Genomic DNA, 19,100 nt, shown 5'->3' on the forward strand with positions numbered 1-19,100 from the left:
GCTTACTATCGAGGATAAGAGACAGAATTAGATAGCGATTGCAACGATATCAGTTGGGCATACACGTAAAATACCAGTAAAAGTATTTCGATTTTGATTGTTCTTATCGTCTTTATTGTTATCTTTGTTATCTTTGTTATTACGAGCTAAAGCAGAGAAAAGAGCAACACCGTTAGCGAAACCTTCAAAAATTACATTATTGAAAGTGCCATTACCTCTAATGCTTAAAAGAGAAAGCTCTGTTCCAACTGAAATGCTAGCAAGTACGTTACATACAGCTGGTTGTTGTGGTCTAACTACTTCTCTCTCTTTCTCGCGATGTTCGCGATGGTCACACTCTCTTTCACGATGATGACAGTCTCTAAAGTTATCACAGCATCCAAATGATCCAAACATAATCCTCATCACCCCCTTCACACTTATAATCTATGTAAGTTCGGTAGTTAGTGACTGGACAGAGAGTGGAATTTTTTCTAGGGGATTTTCTCATTTTAAATGACTAGCTGGGTGTTTAGTATGGAATGATGTTTAAAATAGGGGGAATATAACAAAAAAATGTAAAAACCACCGAAATAAATGAAATGGGTAGCCTTTACACTTTTTTACTTTTATATAAAACGATGATATATACAGGAAGAGCTAGGAGTAGTGGCACAATGGATCGTGCAGTATGTTTTTCTGATTCTAATTGGAATGCTTCTTCTTTTGGAAATTGTAAAATGGAGATGTTTGCGGCATCACCAATAAAATATAGAAGCAGTACAGTTACTATGTAACATAAAAGTGCGATAAAGCTTCCGTATGAACTCAATGAAAATCCCTCTCTTGTTATCTATTTGTTATCATTGTATCACAATTGTAACAAAAATACACGGGTATATTTCAACACCTTAACAAAATTCGACACGAAACGTCACGTTTATTTATGAGGAGGGAATAGAATATACTTTCCCATAAGTATAAATGTCGAATGATTTGTAGTAATATTACAAAAGTATGACAGGAAATAAAAAAACGAAGGCAACGTAGTTACCTTCGTTTTTTATTATTTTGCCCACTCACTCACTTGCTCTACGCTCATGCGAGGTGCAGGGTGGCCTTTTAAAGTTGATTCACCAATTGTAATAAGCATAATTGGAACGTAACGAGATGAAACGTTAAATTCGTCGGTCAGTGCTTGTGGATTGAAGCCACCAATAGCACAAGTATCCCAACCAGTTGCTTTAGCTGCAAGCATAAGTTGCATTGCTGCTAAAGATGCATTTGAAAAGGCAGCATCTCTTGGGAATTGTTCACGAGCATATGCAGATTCAATATTTTTAGCTAAGCGTTCTTTTGCTTCTTCTTTCATAAATCCTTGTTCTACAATTGGACCATATACCGGCTCAACATTTTTATAAGCTTCTAAATCGCCTAAAATAGCGACTACTGCAGAAGCATCAAGAATTTGTTGTTGGTTATAAGCTATTGGGTGTAATCGTTTTTGTACATCTTCACCTTGAAAAACAAGGAATTTCCAGTGTTGTAAGTTCCAAGCGGAAGGTGCTTGTGCTGCGGCTTTTAAAATCTCATGTAATTCTGTAGATGAGATTTCTTTATTTGGGTTGAATGCACGTGTAGATGTGCGTTCATATAGAACATCAAAAAAGTTGTCGTTTGTCATTGTATATCCTCCAAATTGTATATCGAATTATTTTCAAAAAAATAATATACACTACTTACATTTTGTAAGTTATCGAATTTAAGAATATAATATCTTTATTTTAATTGTCAAGTTTTAAAATTTAGCTAGGGCATTCATACAAACGATACAATTCCTACAATCATACACTAAAAAAGGAATTTATAGAGTGAAAAGCGAAGATAACATTCTCAATTAGCTTGTTAATATGTATCTCTCACAAATTAAAGTTTATTGGAGACCAGTCTTTTAAAAAAGTTTGTGAGGAATTCAGTAGAACAAGATATATGAAGTGAGTGAAGACTAGTGATGAACATACTACATTTTTTATTAGAGAATACGGTTTTCCAAAATGTGTTACAAGATCTGCAGTTAAATGTCCTTTATATAGAAAATGGATGTAAGCATCAACAAACGGTAGAAAATATCCATCCAAAATGTATGTTTATAGCAAATAGTTTTGAAGAGGGCGAACTATTATTTCAAAGAACGAAACCACACATTATCATTACGTATGTAACAGATTATTCTCAAATAAAATATATAAAGAATATGTATACTCCGCACAGTACATTCATTGTCATTTGGGATCAACAAATAACAAAAGAATTCACAGATGTACTTGCATTAGGAATACGTAATATTGTAATAGCTCCTGTAACTCCGCAAGCAGTGTTAGAGGAAGTGAATAAGAGTTTGTATCAACTTTCTTTAGTAAGGCAAGTTAGTTTGCAGCAGGAATTGCTTCAAACGATGTTTGATTTTCAAAATGATCTATTATTTATAGTAGAAGATGATGAAATAGTTGATTGTAATACAAATTTTTTAGCTTTTTTCGGATATGAAAATTTGTTTGCCTATCGTGAGCAACATTTAGTATTTGCTGAACATTTTATTAGAGAAAATGGATACTACTCGACGACGCATGATATAACATGGCTAGACGATACTTTATCTAGTGGTAGAAGAATTAAGATGTTAAATTATGAAGGGGCAGTATCTACTTTTCTATTACGTGCGACACCATTGCCAGAAGATTTATCAAGATTTATTGTAAAGTGCACGGAAATTACAGAATTAGATGAAATCTATCAAGAACAAGAAAGACTTGCTATGATAGATTCATTGACAGAGATTTATAATCGTTTAAAGTTTCAACAAATACTAGAGGTAGAATGGGAAAAGGTAATACGTAGTGATGAGAAAATAGCAATCATTTTATTTGATATAGATAATTTTAAAACAGTTAATGACACATATGGTCATGATTTTGGCGATTTAGCATTAATACAACTTGCAGAGCTTATGAAATCTAAAGTGGAGCAGCAACATGTATTTGCAAGATGGGGAGGAGAAGAATTCATTATATTAGTGACAAATACAGTAGAAAAGGAAGCATTTCAAGTTGCGGAGTCATTACGATTCTTTATTGAAACAAAGCAATTTACTGGAATTTCGAAGTTAACAGCTAGCTTTGGAGTTGCGTTATATGAACAAGGAACTACAAGAGAAGAATTAATGCAACGAGCGGACATTGCATTATATGAAGCGAAAAAAAATGGAAAGAATCAAGTATGTGTGTATAGAAAAGAAAAAATGTAATTTTTCGCAACAAATTGTTGCGATTTTTTTTTATTGTTTGATAATAGAATAGGGGGGATAATTTTTAGCGAAGGAATTATGGAGGATCAATATGATAAAAAAAGTAATGGTGATGGCTTCACTGTCTGCTATAGTTGGCGGCGGAGTATACTATTTTCTTGTTAGCCCCAATATAAAGGAAAACACTGTATTAACAACTAAAGTGAATCCTACTATTGAATCGGAAGTACAAGGGAATATAGAAGAAAAAGAAGAGCAACAAATTGATTATGCTAGCATATCTCAAAAATTAGATCAATATTTAGTCGGAAAGCAATTTAATGGAACAGTTTTGGTAACAGATAAAGAGCATGTTATATTGAATAAAGGATATGGGTATGCTGATGTTCAAAATAAAATAGAAAATACGCCTCAAACAAAATATCGTATCGGTTCTATTACGAAAACAGTTGTTGCCACATCTATTTTACAGTTGCAAGAACAAGGTAAATTGAATATTCAAGATAATGTAAATAAATATATTCCTTCATTTCCGGAGAATAAAAATATTACGCTATATCATTTATTAACGCATACCTCTGGTTTACCTGAACATGCGAAAGGAAATGTGAATGCTGCTTCCCGTTTACAGTTAATTAATTGGATTGGACGTCAAAATTTAGAATTTCCTGCAGGAACAGGTTGGAGATATACAGATTATAATTATATGGTTCTTGCTTATATAATAGAACATATCTCCAAAAAACCTTTAGGAGATTACATAAAAGAAAACATATTTATAAAAGCAGATATGCATGAATCCGGTATGGGAAATATGGTACCTGGAGATAAAAATTTTGCAAAGGGTTATGTGAAAAAAGATAAAGAGCTTGTACCAGCGCAGAAGTTAGGCATGGATTGGCTATATGGTTGTGGTGAGATGTATACGACAGTTGGAGATATGAAGAAGTTAGACGAAGCAATTATAAATGGAAAACTTCTTTCTGAACAAAGTATACAAGCAATGTTTTCGCCTTCAGCAGAACGGAAATATGCATTTAGTTTTTATATATATCCAGATTATTTTCATAATCATGGTGTGTTATCTGGTTGGAACACTTTCAATAATTTTAATAAAGAAAAAGGAATTTTTGTTATGTTATTTTCAAATGTGAAAAATAGTATGGATGATGACTTTAATAAAGAGTTCCGAAAGATGGTAAATGATTTATTAGAACAAAGGGGATGAGAAAATGGAACATAAAACTGTATCAATAGGTTTCATTGGTATTGGCGTAATGGGAAAAAGTATGGTTTATCACTTAATGCAAGATGGTCATAAAGTATATGTATATAATAGAACGAAAGCAAAAACAGATTCTTTAGTGCAAGCTGGTGCAAATTGGTGTAATACGCCAAAAGAGTTAGTGAAGCAAGTTGATATTGTAATGACAATGGTTGGATATCCACATGATGTAGAAGAAGTGTATTTTGGTATAGAAGGAATTATAGAACATGCAAAAGAAGGTACGATAGCAATTGACTTTACGACATCTACACCTACTTTAGCAAAACGTATTAATGAAGTTGCAAAAAGCAAAAAAATATATACGTTAGATGCACCTGTCTCAGGAGGAGATGTTGGCGCGAAAGAAGCAAAACTCGCAATTATGGTAGGTGGAGAGAAAGAAATATATGATAGATGCTTACCTTTACTTGAAAAGTTAGGAACAAACATTCAATTACAAGGACCAGCTGGGAGTGGACAACATACAAAAATGTGCAATCAAATTGCCATTGCTTCCAATATGATTGGAGTATGTGAAGCTGTTGCTTACGCGAAGAAGGCTGGACTGAATCCAGATAAAGTGTTAGAGAGTATTTCAACAGGAGCAGCAGGTAGCTGGTCATTAAGTAATTTAGCTCCTCGAATGTTAAAAGGAGACTTTGAGCCAGGATTTTATGTAAAGCATTTTATGAAAGATATGAAAATTGCTTTAGAGGAAGCAGAAAAATTACAATTACCAGTCCCAGGCTTAAGTTTGGCGAAAGAATTGTATGAAGAGTTAATTAAGGATGGCGAAGAAAATAGTGGAACACAAGTATTATATAAAAAATATATAAGGGGGTAAACGAGGTGGACCTTCAAAAGTTTGATGAGATGATTGATACTGTACAGCGAGCTACTTGTATGCAAATTAATGAAAGACAAAAAGAAGCTTTTAAACAAAAATATGATTTTGAACCAGAATTTGAATATGGAAGAGATGAGAAGGGGCATTATGTAATTCGAACCTCAAAAAAGATGTTAGAAGAAATGGAGTTTTATTTAGCATTGAAATATGATCGTGATGGAGTGGATCTTTATATGCAAGCTGAGATTGACGGCATATTTTATGTATCTGTTAGCTATGGTGAAGATGCCCTACATCTACAAGAATTGTTTCAATTTCTAGAAGAAAATAAATAAAAGTCCTCAAATGAGGACTTTTATTTATTTAGTCATCTTTAATTTTTATAATTATAAGTTAGAAGCCCGGCGGCATCGTTCAACCGGGAACGGGATAATTTGTGCGATGTGATTAGGGCCAAATTGTTTTGTACGAGCATGGCGTATTATATAAAAAGCACACAGAATTGAAACAGGAATAGCGCCGAATAAACCAAATAATAAAGCGCTTACACAAGATGCGACAAATCCTAAAACACCAATTTCTAACTCTTCCATAATAGCTCCTAAAATAACAGGAAATGCTCCACATGTAACTCCAAGTATAAGTGCGATAAGTAAGCTCATGATTATCCCCCTCTGTTTGCGATATTATTTTCCTTCTTAGTTAATTGTAGTATATCACATATAAAACAGAATTTTCAGAAAAAATTCAATAAATGTTCAACAAATGTTCGAAAAATGCACTTGAAAAATCAGGGTGTTAAATTTGTGATGAAATAGTACTTTCAAGTAAATAAAAAATCAGGCTTATTTCAAAATGAAATAAGCCTGTTCCATAGGAGGATGTATATATGTAGAGTGAATAAAAGTTTGGAAAAGGGGGTCCAAGTCCTTTTATTCAACTAACTACCTTAATAGATTGGAACCCAGCCTTCAGTTGTCACAAAAATACGAATAGCTACAACTTGGCGATCATCTTGCAAGGTAAAATAATGTCTTGCATTTTCAGGAACAGATATTAAATCGCCTGGCTCAAGTTCAACATCAAAGAATTTCCCATCTTTACCTTCAATAGCGAAAATGCCATGACCACTGACGATAAAGCGAACTTCGTCATCTGTATGATGGTGTTCCTTTTGGAAATTAATTAATAATTCGTCAAGGTTAGGGGTGCTATTTGAAAGTGAAATTACATCATGTGCTTTATAACCACGGCGTGCTGAAACATCAGCGATTTCTTTTGAAAACACAGCTAATATTTCAGCTTTGTTTTCATCTGTTAACGAATAATTTTCATTTAAATGAGTAGGAAGTTTAGAAATATTCCATTTCTCATATAAAACGCCTTCCTCTTGTAGAAATTTAGATACTTCCACTTCATTTTCAATACGAGTATTTACTTCATGAATACGAATTTGCGCCATTAGAAACGCCTCCTTGAATTGATAATAGTTTTATATGAAATTGGAATAAAAACTCATAAGCTTCTAATCTCTTCTTTGCATCAAAGCTATCTCGGCCCCATACAGTAATACCGTGGTTACGGATTAATACTGCACCCGAATCTCCTTGTATATGCTTTCGGAAGTTTTCTCCAAGCGTTGGGATATGGGCATGGTTTTCAATAATAGGAATTTGAATTGTTGCACCTTCTTCCCAAATATCGAGTGCTTTAATAATTTCTTGATTTTGAAGGGTGACTGCATCACTATATAAATTTGTGATGACATTATTATCAGTTGTATGAACATGAAGTACGCACCCGGCATTCGTATTGTTATAAATGTGTGTATGCAATATTGTTTCTGCTGAAGGGCGTAATTCAGTCTCTAAAACGGGAACTCCTACATGATCTACTAATAGAAAATCATCTGGAGTGGTTTTTGTTTTATCTTTACCGCTTGCTGTAATAAGAAAAGTAAGTGGTTCATGGCTAACCTTTATAGAAATATTACCACTTGTTGCTGGAAACCAATTTCGTGTTGTTAACTCTTTTTTTAACTCGCTTAAGTCATACCATTGACGAAAAAGTTGTTTCATGCCTTCACCTCCAACAAAAGTTTTAATTCAGCTTGCACATCTTGAAATGTTTCAAACGGTGTATAAGCAATATGATTTTCTTCACACTTTGTAATAAGAAAATCGCGAGCGAATACTTTATCAGCTTGTTTCGCGGCTTGTAAATCAGTAATAGAATCTCCAATTACAATATGAAAGTCATTTGTATCACTTAATTTACGGATTAATGATGATTTACATAATCCGCAATGATTTTGACAATGATCATCACAAGAATGAGGCCATTTAACTGTAATAAACTCTGCTGAAAAGTCTGTTTCATTACAATAAATTTGCTCTTTTGGAATGATTCCTTGTAAGAGTGGATAGACGAAGAAATCCATTCCACCTGATATCACGTAAAAAGAAATGTTATTTTCCTTTACGAATTGTATAAACTCATGAAAACCACTACGGATTTCAGCAGTTTCTATTAAAAATTGAATAATATCATCGTGCAGATTAGTAGGTATTAATTGAAATAATCGAGAAACACCTTCTTGAATGGATAGTTCTTGTGATAAAATTTTATTCTTTACTTCTTCGGCTTCTGGTGGTGCGAATTTTTCCATAATGGACATAATGTTATCATTATTTGTAATCGTGCCATCGAAATCACAAAATACTTGAATACTCATAATTTCACCTCATAAGAGGGATTTCCCCATATTTGTAGTGCACTATGCAAATTTATGTCGTCTACTTCATGGAGTGGTTTATTTTGCAAAGTAGCATCAATTGCAGTACGGAAAGCTTTACCGCCGCCTTGCGCTCCATTTGGATGTCCGTGTATCCCGCCGCCAGCATTAATAACAACATCTTTACCGAAATCTCGTACAATAAAGGGAACGAAACCAGGATGAATACCAGCAGACGGAACAGAAAAGCTCTTCTTGAAAAATGCATCGTCTTCAGTTAAATATTTTGAGATAGCAAGAGCCTCCTCTTTTTCTAGCGCAACACTTCCGTATGGAGATGGGAATAATGAAAAGTCAGCCCCAGCATAACGTAGTAGCTTTCCAAGTAATAATGGTGATGAAACTCCATATAACTTGGATGCTGAATAAGCACCACTTACAGCAGGATGTGCCATAATAGGAACTGGGATTTCATCATCTTCTGCAAGTGATTGTAGTACATCTAGTCCGTAAGCAAATACGTTAAATAATAGAATATCAGCTCCAGCTTGCACTGCACGTTTAGCATTTTCTTTTAAATCAAAAGTTCGTCCTGTTAAATTTACGGCATAGAACGTTTTATGACCGTATGTTTCGTAGACAGATTGTAAAACTTCTTTTCCAGATACAATGCGTTTCGTAAGTGGTGTTAATGCATTTTCAAATAATATTTCATCATCTTTTACTATATCTACACCACCAATTGCTTGATCGCGTAATTGCGTTTTTAAATACCCAATGTTTCGTCCAATCATTCCTTTAAAAATACTCATTAAAAGGGGACGATCATGCACTTGTAAAAGATTTCGAATACCATCTATCCCGAATTTTGGACCAGGAAAATGTTTTTTTAACTCGTCTGAAAAAGTTAAGTCAATTAGTTTTACTTCGCCATCAAGTGATAGCTTTCCAAATGTAGTGGTTAAAATCGCTGGTAAATCTGGACTGAAGTTTAATAGCGGATATTCGATTTTAATAATTCCGCGTTTTACTTTTTTACGTAAATACGAATTGGTATATTCATGTTCAGCTAATTCCTCAACATGAATGACGTTGCCTTTATGCTGCTTTAATTGTTCTTGCAATAAGTGTGGCAAATGAGTCCAAGAGCCAATTGTTAAACCGAGTGCAATTTGCTCAGCTTTTTTTTCTAAGTTATGTGAATCATCATGGATTAAATACGTCGCTATAATTCCGCTCATTGTTATAACCTCCTAGTTAAATAAAAAAACCTCTCAGCTAAGGAGAGGTTTTTTTACAACCAGCTCCTTATCTGTCAGCGTAATGCTGCGAGAATTAGCACCGTGTCTACAATTGTAGATCGGTTGCCGGGTTTCATCGGGCTCGTCCCTCCACCTGCTCTTGATAAGAAGTATTTAGAAATGTTTAAATTTTTAAGATAACTGAATTTTGTCAGATATTTTTCGTGTTGTCAATTACTTTTTGAAAAAATTTAATTTATCAATTCGATTAATGGCTTCTCGTAATCTATCTTCTGCATGCAAGAGACCAACACGGACATACCCTTCCCCATGATTACCAAATCCAACACCAGGAGCAACTGCGACATGTGCTTTTTCTAGTAAAATATCAGAAAATTGCTCAGAGGTATATCCTTTTGGAACGGGAAGCCATGCAAAGAATGATCCTTTTGGAATGTCTACATTCCAACCAATTGAGTGACAGGCTGAAATAAGAGCGTTTCTTCGAGATTCGTAACTATTTACAAGGTCTATTACGCAAGACTGTGAACTTAATAGCGCTTCTCGAGCAGCATCTTGAACTGCACCGAATATACTAACATACATATGATCTTGTAATAGGTTAATTGTTTCAATCACACTTTCATTCCCTACAGCAAAAGCGATGCGCCAGCCAGCCATATTGAAAGTTTTTGATAATGTGTAAATTTCAATTCCTATATCTTTCGCACCATCTGCTTGCAAGAAACTAACAGGTTTTTGACCATCAAATCCGATAGCGCCATAAGCAAAATCGTGAACAACTAATATATTATGTTTATTAGCAAAGTGAATGGTTGCATCAAAAAAATCTTTTGATGCAGTAGCACCGGTAGGATTATTTGGATAGTTTAAAAACATTAATTTTGCACGCTCTGCAATAGAGTCATCAATGTTCGTATAATCTGGTAAAAAGTTATTTTCTGCAATAAGCGGCATTGTTTCAAAGTGTGCTTTTGCTAAAGCAACCCCGGATAAATAATCTGGATAACCTGGATCCGGAACGAGAATCGTATCACCAGGATTTGTAAAACAAATCGGTAATTCTACTAGTCCAGCCTTCCCGCCAAACAAAATAGCAACTTCAGTTTTTGGGTTTAATTCGATGCCGTATTCACGTTTATAGAATGTAGCCACGGCTTCCTTTAAGCTTTCATGTCCGCGAAATGGCGGATATTTATGATGAATGGTCTTTTCGGCAGCATCTTGTAAAGCTTTTACGATATGCTGCGGTGTTGGTTGATCTGGATTACCTTGACCTAGATTAATAACATCGTGACCAGCTGCAACGACTTTGTTAACTTTTGCAACAAGTGAAGCGAAAAATTGTGTTGGCAATGATGTTACTATCTCAGAAGGTTTAAATAATTTCATACTTTCCACCTCTTTTGAAAGTTGTTACAATTCTAGTGACAAATGATATAATCTTTCCAGTATTTTGTAAAGAAAAAAATAAGAATGGGGCTGAAAAAATGAAAGTCGCATGTATTCAAATGGATATTGTTTTTGGAGATGTAGAAAAAAATATTGAGAATGCTAAAAATAAAATAAGCGAAGCTATGAAGGAAAGGCCAGATGTTATCGTCTTACCAGAACTATGGACAACAGGATATGATTTAACGAGACTTTCTGAAATTGCAGATAGGGATGGAGTGGAAACGAAAGAAAAGTTAATAGAATGGGCGAAGCAATATGATATACATATTGTTGGTGGTTCTATAGCAAAGCAAACAGAGCAAGGCGTTACAAATACGATGTATGTTGTAAATAATGAAGGACAGCTAGTCAACGAATATAGTAAAGTACATTTATTTCAGCTTATGGATGAACATAAATATTTAATAGCCGGTAATGGTACGGGCGAATTTAAGCTAGATGATGTCGAATGCGCTGGAACAATTTGTTATGATATTCGTTTTCCAGAGTGGATGCGTGTCCATACTGCTAAAGGGGCAAAAGTATTATTTGTTGTAGCAGAATGGCCATTAGTTCGTTTAGCACATTGGCGTTTGCTATTGCAAGCAAGAGCAGTTGAAAATCAGTGTTATGTTGTTGCGTGTAATAGAGCAGGAAAGGATCCAAATAATGTATTTGCGGGTCATTCTTTAATTGTGGACCCTTGGGGTGAAGTTGTAGTAGAGGCGAATGAAGAGGAATCAATTTTATTTGGAGAGCTTGAATTCGAGAAAATTAAAGAAGTACGTAAAGGAATTCCAGTTTTTGCGGATCGCCGTCCAGAATTATACAAATAAAATGTTGACAAGTGATTTTTATTCTTGGTATAGTCTTCAACATAAAGTTAAAAATTCAAAAAAATTATACAACTCTTATCAAGAGCAGGTGGAGGGATTTGGCCCGATGAAGCCCAGCAACCGACCGTAATACCATTGTGAAATGGGGCGTTTATTACGCCAAAAGGCACGGTGCTAATTCCAGCAGAAAGTAAAACTTTCTGGCAGATAAGAGGGGAGAAGATAAACTTCAAACCTCTTTCTTAGTGGAAAGAGGTTTTTCTATGTTAGAAAAACCTCTGAATTTAAAAAGGGGGAGAAGACGATGGGATATTATTCATTAACAGAAATAACAGCTGTACAATATGCGAAAGATCATGGCTATTTTGAAGCGAAGGCAAATGTCGTTTGTCATGAAATTGGAGACGGAAACTTAAATTACGTGTTCAAATTAGATGATGGAGAGAAATCCATTATAATAAAACAAGCACTGCCTTATGCGAAAGTAGTTGGTGAAAGCTGGCCATTGTCTATAAAAAGAGCAACGATTGAAAGCAAGGCATTACAAATTTTTGCGCAGTATGTACCGGATTATGTTCCAGTAGTGTACAGTCATGATGAAGAGTTAGCGATAACGGTAATAGAAGACTTATCAAGACTAACAATTACAAGAAAAGGATTAATAGACGGAGAAGAATATCCGCTTTTATCCCAGCATATCGGCCGTTTTCTAGCACATGTTTTATTTTATACTTCAGATTTTGGTTTACAGTCAGAAGAGAAGAGGGTACTAGAAGGTACCTTTGTAAATCCGGACCTTTGTAAAATTACAGAGGATTTAGTGTTTACAGATCCGTTTGGACATTATGATACAAATGATTATGAGCCAGATTTACAGCTCGTGGTTGATGAACTTTGGAGTGATAAAACGTTAAAACTAAAAGTAGCACAATATAAATATAAGTTCTTAACAAGAAAAGAAACTCTTATTCATGGTGATTTACATACTGGTAGTATTTTTTCGTCACCTTCTGAAACGAAAGTGATTGATCCAGAATTTGCGACATATGGCCCATTTGGATTTGACATAGGTCAATTTATTGCAAATCTATTATTAAATGCTTTATCTAGAGAAGAAGAAAAAAGAAGTGTACTATTTTTCCATATAGAAAAGACGTGGAGTTATTTTGTAGAAACTTTTACAAAGTTATGGATTGGAGAAGGTGTAGAAGCATATACGAAAGAAAAACAATGGTTACCAATTATTTTGCAAAATATCTTTACTGATGCAGTTGGATTTGCCGGATGTGAACTGATTCGTAGAACAATTGGTTTAGCTCATGTAGCAGATTTAGATGAAATAGAAAATAAAGAAACAAGAATTCAAGCTAAGAAACAAGCGCTATCCTTAGGTAAAGAACTAATAAAATATGAATCTAAAAGTGCTGATATTCAACTGTTTCGAACATTATTTCAACAGACAGTTTCAGGGGGCGTAAAAGCGTGAGTACAATTGTTACTGTTCCGAGATCTGTAAGCTGGAAAGGTGATGCAATTGCGGTATTAAATCAAACGAAATTGCCGCATAGCACAGAATACAAAACATTGACGACTATTGAAGAGGTTTGGAAAAGCATCGTAATGTTAGAAGTACGAGGAGCGCCTGCAATTGGAATTGTAGCTGCATTTGGCTTGGCGCTTGCATCAAAAAAATATAACACTGTACATATTGAAGAATTTCAAAAGAAGTTTAATAGAGATTGTAATTATTTAGGAACGTCACGCCCGACAGCAGTAAATTTATTTTGGGCAATTGATCGTATGAGAGAATCTATTCGAGAGATTACTACAATAAAAGAAGCACAAAAAACATTAGAAGAAGAAGCGCTTCGCATTCAGCAGGAAGATGAAGAGGTGTGCCGAAATATTGGGGAATATGCGTTAACATGTTTTAAAGATGGCGATAATATTTTAACAATCTGTAACGCTGGAAGTATCGCAACTGCCAGATATGGAACTGCATTAGCTCCCTTTTATATTGGAAAAGAGAAAGGTGTGCGTTTACATGCATATGCGTGTGAAACGAGACCAGTTTTACAAGGTGGTCGCTTAACGACCTGGGAATTGAAGCAAGCAAATATTGATGTGACCCTTATTACAGATAATACTGCAGCTCATGCTATTCAAACGAAAGAAATAAATGCAATTATTGTAGGGGCGGATCGAATTGTCGCAAATGGAGATACGGCAAATAAAATAGGGACAATGAATTTAGCTATTTTAGCAAAGCACTTTAATATCCCATTTTACGTTGCTGCTCCACTGTCAACATTTGATGTTACGAAAGAAACTGGAGCTGAAATTATTATTGAAGAAAGAGATGAAACAGAAGTTACGAAAATCTTTGGAAAACAAGTAGCACCAATTGGAACGGATGTTTATAATCCAGCATTTGACATAACGCCGAATGAATTAATTACAGGAATTATTACTGAGAAAGGTATTATACGCGGGGACTATAAACGAGAAATTGCATCATTATTTGAAAAACAAGCTAATACATAATAGCTTGTTTTTTTATGCCTAAATGCAGTGTTTTCTCTTACTTATATAATGAAAGGAGGGGAAGAGGATGGAAGAGTGGATCAAGATGATAGGTAATGTAGGGTTTCCGATTGTTGTAACATTATATTTACTCCACCGTATTGAAAGTAAACTAGAGGGGGTAATTGTTGCAATTGAGAAGCTCCCGCGGCAATTACTAAAGTACGAAGATCCTCGGGAATAAAAATAAAGTTTGCTCTTCTTGAGCAAACTTTATTTTTATTGAGCGGTATAACCACCATCTATAACAACAGCTTGTCCCGTTATACCTTTAGCTTTTTCACTCGCTAAAAACATCGCATAATCAGCGATTTCTTGTACTTGTAATAAGCGCTTTTGTGGGACGAGTGGATAAATAACATCTTCTAAAACATTTTCAAGTGGTACATTTCGTGTAGTAGCTAAGTCTTGTAGTTGATTACGTACAAGAGGGGTATCGACATAACCAGGGCAAAGGGCATTAACAGTAATACCATGCGTAGCACCTTCTAAAGCAGCAACTTTTGTTAATCCAATTACGCCATGTTTTGCACTATTGTAGGCAGCTTTTCCAGCAAATCCGACAAGGCCGTTAATAGAAGCGACATTAATAATACGACCATATTTTTGTTGTTTCATAATCGGAAAGGCATGCTTAATTGCGATAAACGGAGCAATTTGCATAATTTGAATTAGTAGCTCGAACTTTTCAGTTGGAAAGTCTTCAATGGGTGAAACGTGTTGCATTCCTGCGTTGTTAATTAATATATGTAATGAACCGAAATGATCAACTGTTTGAGAAATTGCTGCTGTAATTTCCTCTTCAGATGTAACGTCACATTTTAAACCGATAGCTTGAAAACCTTCATTTTGTAATTGTTCAGCAGCTTCTTTTGCACGTTCTTCAAGTCGATCGGTAATCACAACTTTTGCACCTTCTTTTGCAAAAGCCTTTCCCATTTCATAACCAATACCACTTGCAGCACCTGTTAAAAAGACAACTCGATTTGTAACCATGATGAAAAACATCCCTTCATAATAAAGTTTTCATAGTGCTCTATTTAGAGAAGCTATAATGAAATTCCTGCAAACATTTGGAAAAAATATCGTTAGGAGGATTTAAATTATGTCGACAAGTCAAATGCTGAAAGGGATTTTAGAAGGATGCTTACTTGCTATTATTTCTGAAGGCGAAATATACGGTTATGAAATGAGTGAAAAGCTAGCGAAGTATGGTTTTACAATGGCGAGTGAGGGAAGTATTTATCCGTTATTAATACGAATGCAAAAAGAAGGACTAATAACAAGCGTAATGAAGGAATCTCCATCTGGTCCAAAGAGAAAATATTATACATTAACAGAAAAAGGCGAGGAAGCACTTGGTAAATTTATGGATCGCTGGGAAGCGATGCAAAGTAGTGTAGAGCGTCTACTTGAAGGGAAGGGGAGAAAAAAATAATGCTATCAAGTGAAGCGCGAAAGTTTTTGTTAAATATGAGATTATTTTTGACGGCAAAGAGTGTAAAAGAAAGTGATATTGAAAACTTTTTAGAAGATGCAGAGTTGCATTTAATAGAAGCTGAGAGTGAGGGGAAGAGTGTAGAAGATATTTTCGGAAGCTCACCGAAAGAATATGCAGATGAACTTGTAAAAGTGATGGAAAGGGATAGACAGGAAACGTGGAAGCAAATTGGTTTTACAGTAATGAATATCGTATCGTTTTGGATTATTGCTTCTATCTTAATGGTGAATCATGGAATGTTACAGATTTCACTTATTCAGTGTATCGGTTACAGTTTTTCATTTATTTTAGTTGTTATAGGTCCTAATTTTCTACTTCGCAAAATGACTTTTGTAACAAGTTTTTCAAAAACGTGGTTTTCTATGTGGTTTTTAGTAATGATAGCGCCAATGTTTTTAATGGGAGTTATTATGGTACTAGATGTGATATATCCTACAAAAATGTTTATATTCACTCAAATGCAAAGTTATTTATTGGCTGGTGGTATTTTTATCATCACAGTAGTGATAAATATGTATTTTGAAGGATGGTTTAAAAACTTATATTTAATCATTCCGCTTTCTATTATGTTAATGTTTAAAACATTTACATCTGAAGATCTCATGCCAATGTTATTTCAAATTATATGTTTATATGGAAGTTTATTTATTTTAATTTTTGTTGAAATTATGATGAAAACAAATAGAAGAGAAATGGTTAAATAAGGGAGGGGTTATAATGAAGATTTCTAAAGAAGGTGAAAAGTTTTTAATCGATACGAAAGTATATTTAATAACAAAAGGGATTAAAGAAGAAGATGTGGACGCTTTTCTAGAAGATGCAGAGCTTCATTTAATAGAAGGTGAAAAAAAGGGAAAGACAGTAAGTGACATATTTGGTGACTCACCAAAAGAGTATGCGGAAGAATTAGCGAAAGAGATGGAGAAGGATAAAAGCGGGAGCATAAAAAGTATTTTAGGGATGATTATTGGTATTGGTGGGTATTGGTTACTGACAAATATTTTATTTGGAAGCCCCGATCAACAATTTGCTTTAACAAATGTACAGTTAATTGGTTATCCTATCGTTTTAATCATTATGATTATTGGAACGATTGTTGCATTTAGAATGTCTTCTTTTAAAAGTAAATTAGTAGAATTTGGAATGATTTATGTAATAGTAATGGTTCCTATTTTATTATTGGTGTTATTGATGTTTATGAATAAATGGTATGGGACACCTGTATTGCAATTGGCGACAATGCAAACATATATATTAGCAGCAATTATCTTTTTATTACTTCTTATTGGTGAAGTATATGTTCTTGGCTGGATGGGTGTTTTTGTACTAATTGTTCCTCTTATGATTATGTTCTTATTTAAAGACTTAGAAGAAAGTAATGTATTTTGGGGAATTGCAAAGGTCTTACTTATGTATGGAAGTATATATGGATTAATGAAATGGTCTTTAAAAATTGAAGAAAGAAAAAGTATGAACTAGAAATTCAATAAAAAGCGGCTGCTCTGGATATACCAAAAATTATTTCCAAAGAAATATTATATAGGGATTTTTAGAGGGATTACATTTACATTTAGTTGTCTATTTTTATTTCTAGCAGCCGGGATTTGTTTTGTTGATTGGAATAAGTTGTTTTAAACAGTAACATGAGGGTTACTGTTTTTTTCTTTGTAATAAAGAGCTTTGTAAAGAGAGCGCTTTTTGTTCTGCTGTTAATAAGGAATGAATATGAACGTTTTCTGGACGAGGGACTATCGGATACATAAGATTTGTTGGAGAAGGGTGGTGCTCCGAGCCGGTTGGAGAATGAGGATCTGCATGAGTAAGTTTTCCATGAATACGTCTTGTAAATAAAATATGACCAATTTCGTGAGCGAGCGTATATATATTTTTCATAGGAGCAGCTGAATTTGTTAAAACGATATAGCCAGTAAGTTGCTGTTGTTTTGCTAAAGAATAAGCGCAGGCAATTACTGCTGTTTCTTTGAAATAATCACTGCCAATATAACAAATATAAAGGTCGCATTCAGGAGCTTCATTTACACATGTTTGGAAAAAGGATGCCAGTTTTTCTTGACTTTGAATGGAATTTTTATAACTGATTTCACGGTCAAAAAAACGGAAAAGTTCATTTAATACAATTACTTCTTGAATTTGAAATGTAATGGGATGCCAAATTGATTCTGCAACAGCTAAATCTTTTGCGATGCGGTCATCAGAAATATCGGCGCCGGGAGTAATGCAAATACATATATTGACGTATGGATCCATAAGGAACACCTCAAATGAAAAAAGTTCTTCCTATAATATATGTGGGAAAAAGATGTCATGTATGGATAAACGCCTTCTTTATTGAATATATAGATGACAAGTCGAAAAAATTTCATAGTTCTATAACATGGTGTGGTCGTCTTTTTGATATAGTAAAGGAAAGGGGGAGAATATATGTATACATTAAAAATCGTTTCAGACAGAGAAGCACTTTATCAATTTGCGAGTTATGTAAGAGTTGTACAAGGGGTTGAAGATGTATATGTAGAGGTGGGAGAACCTTTATATGAACATCCTTTAATGAAGTTTTATGTACATATTAAGCTGAAAGAAACATATGAGCAGCATAAAGCGTTACAGGAAATAGCAAGATTAGTAGAATTGGGTCGTTTTACATATGTCCATTATCGTAATGATGAAATTGAGGAAGCTTTTGAAGCTGTAAAATATGAAAGTTTTAAGAAATAAAGATGAAAAAACGGAGGCGAAAGCTTCCTTTTTTTCTTTAAAATTACATGAACAAAAAGAGAGAAATTTTGTTATGATAAGGGAGGTTAGGGAAAGGGGAATTTACATATGGGGTATATTGAAGAGTTACGAAAAGTCGTTGGTACAAGACCGCTTATTCTCGTAGGATCAGCAATCATTATATTAAATGATAAACAAGAAGTATTGCTTCAATATCGTTCAGATACATATGATTGGGGTGTACCTGGCGGGGCGATGGAACTGGGTGAAACGACAGAAGAAACGGCACGTAGAGAGTTATTTGAGGAAACGGGGTTAACTGCAAAAATAATGCAATTTCTTGGTGTTCTATCAGGAAAAGAAGTATATTTCCGTTATCCGAATGGCGATGAAATTTTCAATGTCATTCATCTGTATCAGGCACATCATGTGAGCGGGGAATTAAAGCTCGATCATGAAGGGTTGAAACTTCAATATTTTCCAGTAGATAAGTTGCCAAAATTGAATGAAACGACAGAGAAAATTTTGCAAAAGTTTTTATATGCACTGACAGAATAGAAGGTTAATTCCTTCTATTTTTATTATATTAAATATTTTGATTTTTTAGTATGTTTATA

The 19,100-nt window shown here is 34.3% G+C and carries 24 protein-coding genes, 1 pseudogene and 2 riboswitches; of the genes and pseudogenes, 14 read left to right on the forward strand and 11 right to left on the reverse strand.

Annotated features, from left to right (window positions below; translation table 11 throughout):
• Positions 1-27: 27 nt before the first annotated feature.
• From AB6801_RS10170 to AB6801_RS10180, 3 genes are all read right to left on the reverse strand, one after another.
• Positions 28-396 (reverse strand): DUF3915 domain-containing protein, encoded by a 369-nt coding sequence (locus AB6801_RS10170; protein WP_000468039.1) that lies wholly within the window; start codon positions 394-396, stop codon positions 28-30.
• Positions 397-592: 196 nt separating this feature from the next.
• A complete protein-coding gene (locus tag AB6801_RS10175; protein WP_000100485.1) occupies positions 593-811 on the reverse strand; it encodes a hypothetical protein in 219 nt (72 codons plus the stop codon).
• A 234-nt stretch (positions 812-1,045) separates the two neighbouring features.
• A complete protein-coding gene (locus tag AB6801_RS10180) occupies positions 1,046-1,663 on the reverse strand; it encodes a nitroreductase family protein (protein WP_000180372.1) in 618 nt (205 codons plus the stop codon).
• Between the two features lie 327 nt (positions 1,664-1,990).
• Between AB6801_RS10180 and AB6801_RS10185 the strand changes: the two genes are divergently transcribed.
• The 4 genes from AB6801_RS10185 to AB6801_RS10200 all read left to right on the forward strand — a co-directional run bounded on the left by AB6801_RS10185 (position 1,991) and on the right by AB6801_RS10200 (position 5,732).
• Positions 1,991-3,283 (forward strand): GGDEF domain-containing protein, encoded by a 1,293-nt coding sequence (locus AB6801_RS10185; protein WP_001023189.1) that lies wholly within the window; start codon positions 1,991-1,993, stop codon positions 3,281-3,283.
• A 91-nt stretch (positions 3,284-3,374) separates the two neighbouring features.
• The gene (locus tag AB6801_RS10190; RefSeq protein ID WP_000592898.1) at positions 3,375-4,511 is read left to right on the forward strand and encodes a serine hydrolase; all 1,137 of its coding nucleotides are present in this window, start codon (positions 3,375-3,377) and stop codon (positions 4,509-4,511) included.
• A gap of 4 nt (positions 4,512-4,515) precedes the next feature.
• A complete protein-coding gene (locus AB6801_RS10195; protein ID WP_000400473.1) occupies positions 4,516-5,394 on the forward strand; it encodes an NAD(P)-dependent oxidoreductase in 879 nt (292 codons plus the stop codon).
• Between the two features lie 5 nt (positions 5,395-5,399).
• Complete coding sequence (locus AB6801_RS10200) at positions 5,400-5,732, forward strand: DUF3909 family protein (RefSeq protein ID WP_058840145.1); 333 nt, start codon at positions 5,400-5,402, stop codon at positions 5,730-5,732.
• A gap of 51 nt (positions 5,733-5,783) precedes the next feature.
• Here AB6801_RS10200 and AB6801_RS10205 read toward each other — a convergent pair whose 3' ends face one another.
• The 6 genes from AB6801_RS10205 to AB6801_RS10230 all read right to left on the reverse strand — a co-directional run bounded on the left by AB6801_RS10205 (position 5,784) and on the right by AB6801_RS10230 (position 10,785).
• A complete protein-coding gene (locus AB6801_RS10205; protein WP_000054659.1) occupies positions 5,784-6,059 on the reverse strand; it encodes a hypothetical protein in 276 nt (91 codons plus the stop codon).
• 287 nt (positions 6,060-6,346) lie between these two features.
• Positions 6,347-6,859, reverse strand: coding sequence for a 1,2-dihydroxy-3-keto-5-methylthiopentene dioxygenase (locus AB6801_RS10210; protein ID WP_000057317.1), 513 nt, complete (start codon positions 6,857-6,859; stop codon positions 6,347-6,349).
• Positions 6,837-7,475 (reverse strand): methylthioribulose 1-phosphate dehydratase, encoded by a 639-nt coding sequence (locus AB6801_RS10215; protein WP_000811347.1) that lies wholly within the window; start codon positions 7,473-7,475, stop codon positions 6,837-6,839. The genes AB6801_RS10210 and AB6801_RS10215 overlap by 23 nt, the downstream gene beginning before the upstream one ends.
• Positions 7,472-8,131: a 2-hydroxy-3-keto-5-methylthiopentenyl-1-phosphate phosphatase gene (locus AB6801_RS10220; protein WP_000027467.1), complete on the reverse strand. Its 660-nt coding sequence runs from the start codon at positions 8,129-8,131 to the stop codon at positions 7,472-7,474. Before AB6801_RS10220 ends, AB6801_RS10215 begins: the two co-directional genes overlap by 4 nt.
• Positions 8,128-9,372: a 2,3-diketo-5-methylthiopentyl-1-phosphate enolase gene (gene mtnW / locus AB6801_RS10225; protein WP_098340822.1), complete on the reverse strand. Its 1,245-nt coding sequence runs from the start codon at positions 9,370-9,372 to the stop codon at positions 8,128-8,130. The genes AB6801_RS10220 and mtnW overlap by 4 nt, the downstream gene beginning before the upstream one ends.
• A 64-nt stretch (positions 9,373-9,436) precedes the next feature.
• A riboswitch (SAM riboswitch) is annotated at positions 9,437-9,542 on the reverse strand.
• A gap of 64 nt (positions 9,543-9,606) precedes the next feature.
• Positions 9,607-10,785, reverse strand: coding sequence for a pyridoxal phosphate-dependent aminotransferase (locus tag AB6801_RS10230; RefSeq protein ID WP_000765269.1), 1,179 nt, complete (start codon positions 10,783-10,785; stop codon positions 9,607-9,609).
• A 14-nt stretch (positions 10,786-10,799) separates the two neighbouring features.
• Here AB6801_RS10230 and AB6801_RS10235 point away from each other — a divergent pair, with 14 nt between their 5' ends.
• From AB6801_RS10235 to AB6801_RS10250, 4 genes are all read left to right on the forward strand, one after another.
• A complete protein-coding gene (locus tag AB6801_RS10235) occupies positions 10,800-11,663 on the forward strand; it encodes a carbon-nitrogen family hydrolase (protein WP_000869881.1) in 864 nt (287 codons plus the stop codon).
• Between the two features lie 72 nt (positions 11,664-11,735).
• A riboswitch (SAM riboswitch) is annotated at positions 11,736-11,877 on the forward strand.
• A 90-nt stretch (positions 11,878-11,967) separates the two neighbouring features.
• The gene (mtnK, locus tag AB6801_RS10240) at positions 11,968-13,149 is read left to right on the forward strand and encodes an S-methyl-5-thioribose kinase (RefSeq protein ID WP_000542674.1); all 1,182 of its coding nucleotides are present in this window, start codon (positions 11,968-11,970) and stop codon (positions 13,147-13,149) included.
• The gene (mtnA, locus tag AB6801_RS10245) at positions 13,146-14,207 is read left to right on the forward strand and encodes an S-methyl-5-thioribose-1-phosphate isomerase (RefSeq protein ID WP_000104612.1); all 1,062 of its coding nucleotides are present in this window, start codon (positions 13,146-13,148) and stop codon (positions 14,205-14,207) included. The genes mtnK and mtnA overlap by 4 nt, the downstream gene beginning before the upstream one ends.
• A gap of 67 nt (positions 14,208-14,274) precedes the next feature.
• Positions 14,275-14,430 carry a YvrJ family protein gene (locus tag AB6801_RS10250; protein ID WP_000393337.1) on the forward strand — a complete coding sequence of 52 codons (156 nt, stop codon included), beginning with the start codon at positions 14,275-14,277 and terminating at the stop codon, positions 14,428-14,430.
• Positions 14,431-14,465: 35 nt separating this feature from the next.
• Here the strand turns inward: AB6801_RS10250 and AB6801_RS10255 are convergent, their stop codons facing one another.
• Entirely contained in the window at positions 14,466-15,242 is a 777-nt protein-coding gene (locus tag AB6801_RS10255) for a 3-hydroxybutyrate dehydrogenase (RefSeq protein WP_000258428.1), read from the reverse strand.
• Positions 15,243-15,351: 109 nt separating this feature from the next.
• On the opposite strand from AB6801_RS10255, the gene AB6801_RS10260 reads away from it, so the two are divergent.
• From AB6801_RS10260 to AB6801_RS10275, 4 genes and pseudogenes are all read left to right on the forward strand, one after another.
• On the forward strand, positions 15,352-15,684 hold the full coding sequence (locus AB6801_RS10260; RefSeq protein ID WP_000107985.1) for a PadR family transcriptional regulator: 333 nt from the start codon (positions 15,352-15,354) through the stop codon (positions 15,682-15,684).
• On the forward strand, positions 15,684-16,451 hold the full coding sequence (locus tag AB6801_RS10265; protein ID WP_000952895.1) for a DUF1129 domain-containing protein: 768 nt from the start codon (positions 15,684-15,686) through the stop codon (positions 16,449-16,451). The genes AB6801_RS10260 and AB6801_RS10265 overlap by 1 nt, the downstream gene beginning before the upstream one ends.
• A 13-nt stretch (positions 16,452-16,464) precedes the next feature.
• The gene (locus AB6801_RS10270; protein ID WP_370941067.1) at positions 16,465-17,226 is read left to right on the forward strand and encodes a DUF1129 domain-containing protein; all 762 of its coding nucleotides are present in this window, start codon (positions 16,465-16,467) and stop codon (positions 17,224-17,226) included.
• Positions 17,227-17,238: 12 nt separating this feature from the next.
• Positions 17,239-17,382 (forward strand): annotated as a pseudogene (locus tag AB6801_RS10275) (DNA-binding protein); the annotation flags it as partial.
• A 15-nt stretch (positions 17,383-17,397) separates the two neighbouring features.
• On the opposite strand, the gene AB6801_RS10280 reads toward AB6801_RS10275, so the two are convergent.
• The gene (locus AB6801_RS10280) at positions 17,398-18,015 is read right to left on the reverse strand and encodes an ImmA/IrrE family metallo-endopeptidase (RefSeq protein ID WP_000371605.1); all 618 of its coding nucleotides are present in this window, start codon (positions 18,013-18,015) and stop codon (positions 17,398-17,400) included.
• Between the two features lie 174 nt (positions 18,016-18,189).
• Between AB6801_RS10280 and AB6801_RS10285 the strand changes: the two genes are divergently transcribed.
• Both AB6801_RS10285 and AB6801_RS10290 read left to right on the forward strand, forming a co-directional pair.
• Positions 18,190-18,483, forward strand: a complete 294-nt coding sequence (locus AB6801_RS10285; RefSeq protein WP_000288330.1) for a DUF3928 family protein — start codon at positions 18,190-18,192, stop codon at positions 18,481-18,483.
• Positions 18,484-18,591: 108 nt separating this feature from the next.
• Positions 18,592-19,041: an NUDIX hydrolase gene (locus tag AB6801_RS10290; protein ID WP_002005651.1), complete on the forward strand. Its 450-nt coding sequence runs from the start codon at positions 18,592-18,594 to the stop codon at positions 19,039-19,041.
• The last annotated feature ends 59 nt before the right edge of the window (positions 19,042-19,100 follow it).

It is taken from the genome of Bacillus sp. RCC_6_1 (genome assembly GCF_041360755.1).
Lineage (GTDB): Bacteria > Bacillota > Bacilli > Bacillales > Bacillaceae_G > Bacillus_A > Bacillus_A cereus.

Bases quoted from the DNA above. Each gene is read 5' to 3' on its own strand.
- AB6801_RS10250 (WP_000393337.1), top strand. From the start codon at position 14,275: ATGGAAGAGTGGATCAAGATGATAGGTAATGTAGGGTTTCCGATTGTT.
- AB6801_RS10210 (WP_000057317.1), bottom strand. From the start codon at position 6,859: ATGGCGCAAATTCGTATTCATGAAGTAAATACTCGTATTGAAAATGAA.
- AB6801_RS10260 (WP_000107985.1), top strand. From the start codon at position 15,352: ATGTCGACAAGTCAAATGCTGAAAGGGATTTTAGAAGGATGCTTACTT.
- mtnW (WP_098340822.1), bottom strand. From the start codon at position 9,372: ATGAGCGGAATTATAGCGACGTATTTAATCCATGATGATTCACATAAC.
- AB6801_RS10170 (WP_000468039.1), bottom strand. From the start codon at position 396: ATGTTTGGATCATTTGGATGCTGTGATAACTTTAGAGACTGTCATCAT.
- AB6801_RS10280 (WP_000371605.1), bottom strand. From the start codon at position 18,015: ATGGATCCATACGTCAATATATGTATTTGCATTACTCCCGGCGCCGAT.
- AB6801_RS10190 (WP_000592898.1), top strand. From the start codon at position 3,375: ATGATAAAAAAAGTAATGGTGATGGCTTCACTGTCTGCTATAGTTGGC.
- AB6801_RS10230 (WP_000765269.1), bottom strand. From the start codon at position 10,785: ATGAAATTATTTAAACCTTCTGAGATAGTAACATCATTGCCAACACAA.
- AB6801_RS10265 (WP_000952895.1), top strand. From the start codon at position 15,684: ATGCTATCAAGTGAAGCGCGAAAGTTTTTGTTAAATATGAGATTATTT.
- AB6801_RS10270 (WP_370941067.1), top strand. From the start codon at position 16,465: ATGAAGATTTCTAAAGAAGGTGAAAAGTTTTTAATCGATACGAAAGTA.
- mtnK (WP_000542674.1), top strand. From the start codon at position 11,968: ATGGGATATTATTCATTAACAGAAATAACAGCTGTACAATATGCGAAA.
- AB6801_RS10285 (WP_000288330.1), top strand. From the start codon at position 18,190: ATGTATACATTAAAAATCGTTTCAGACAGAGAAGCACTTTATCAATTT.
- AB6801_RS10215 (WP_000811347.1), bottom strand. From the start codon at position 7,475: ATGAAACAACTTTTTCGTCAATGGTATGACTTAAGCGAGTTAAAAAAA.
- AB6801_RS10180 (WP_000180372.1), bottom strand. From the start codon at position 1,663: ATGACAAACGACAACTTTTTTGATGTTCTATATGAACGCACATCTACA.
- AB6801_RS10205 (WP_000054659.1), bottom strand. From the start codon at position 6,059: ATGAGCTTACTTATCGCACTTATACTTGGAGTTACATGTGGAGCATTT.
- AB6801_RS10255 (WP_000258428.1), bottom strand. From the start codon at position 15,242: ATGGTTACAAATCGAGTTGTCTTTTTAACAGGTGCTGCAAGTGGTATT.
- AB6801_RS10185 (WP_001023189.1), top strand. From the start codon at position 1,991: ATGAACATACTACATTTTTTATTAGAGAATACGGTTTTCCAAAATGTG.
- AB6801_RS10220 (WP_000027467.1), bottom strand. From the start codon at position 8,131: ATGAGTATTCAAGTATTTTGTGATTTCGATGGCACGATTACAAATAAT.
- AB6801_RS10290 (WP_002005651.1), top strand. From the start codon at position 18,592: ATGGGGTATATTGAAGAGTTACGAAAAGTCGTTGGTACAAGACCGCTT.
- AB6801_RS10195 (WP_000400473.1), top strand. From the start codon at position 4,516: ATGGAACATAAAACTGTATCAATAGGTTTCATTGGTATTGGCGTAATG.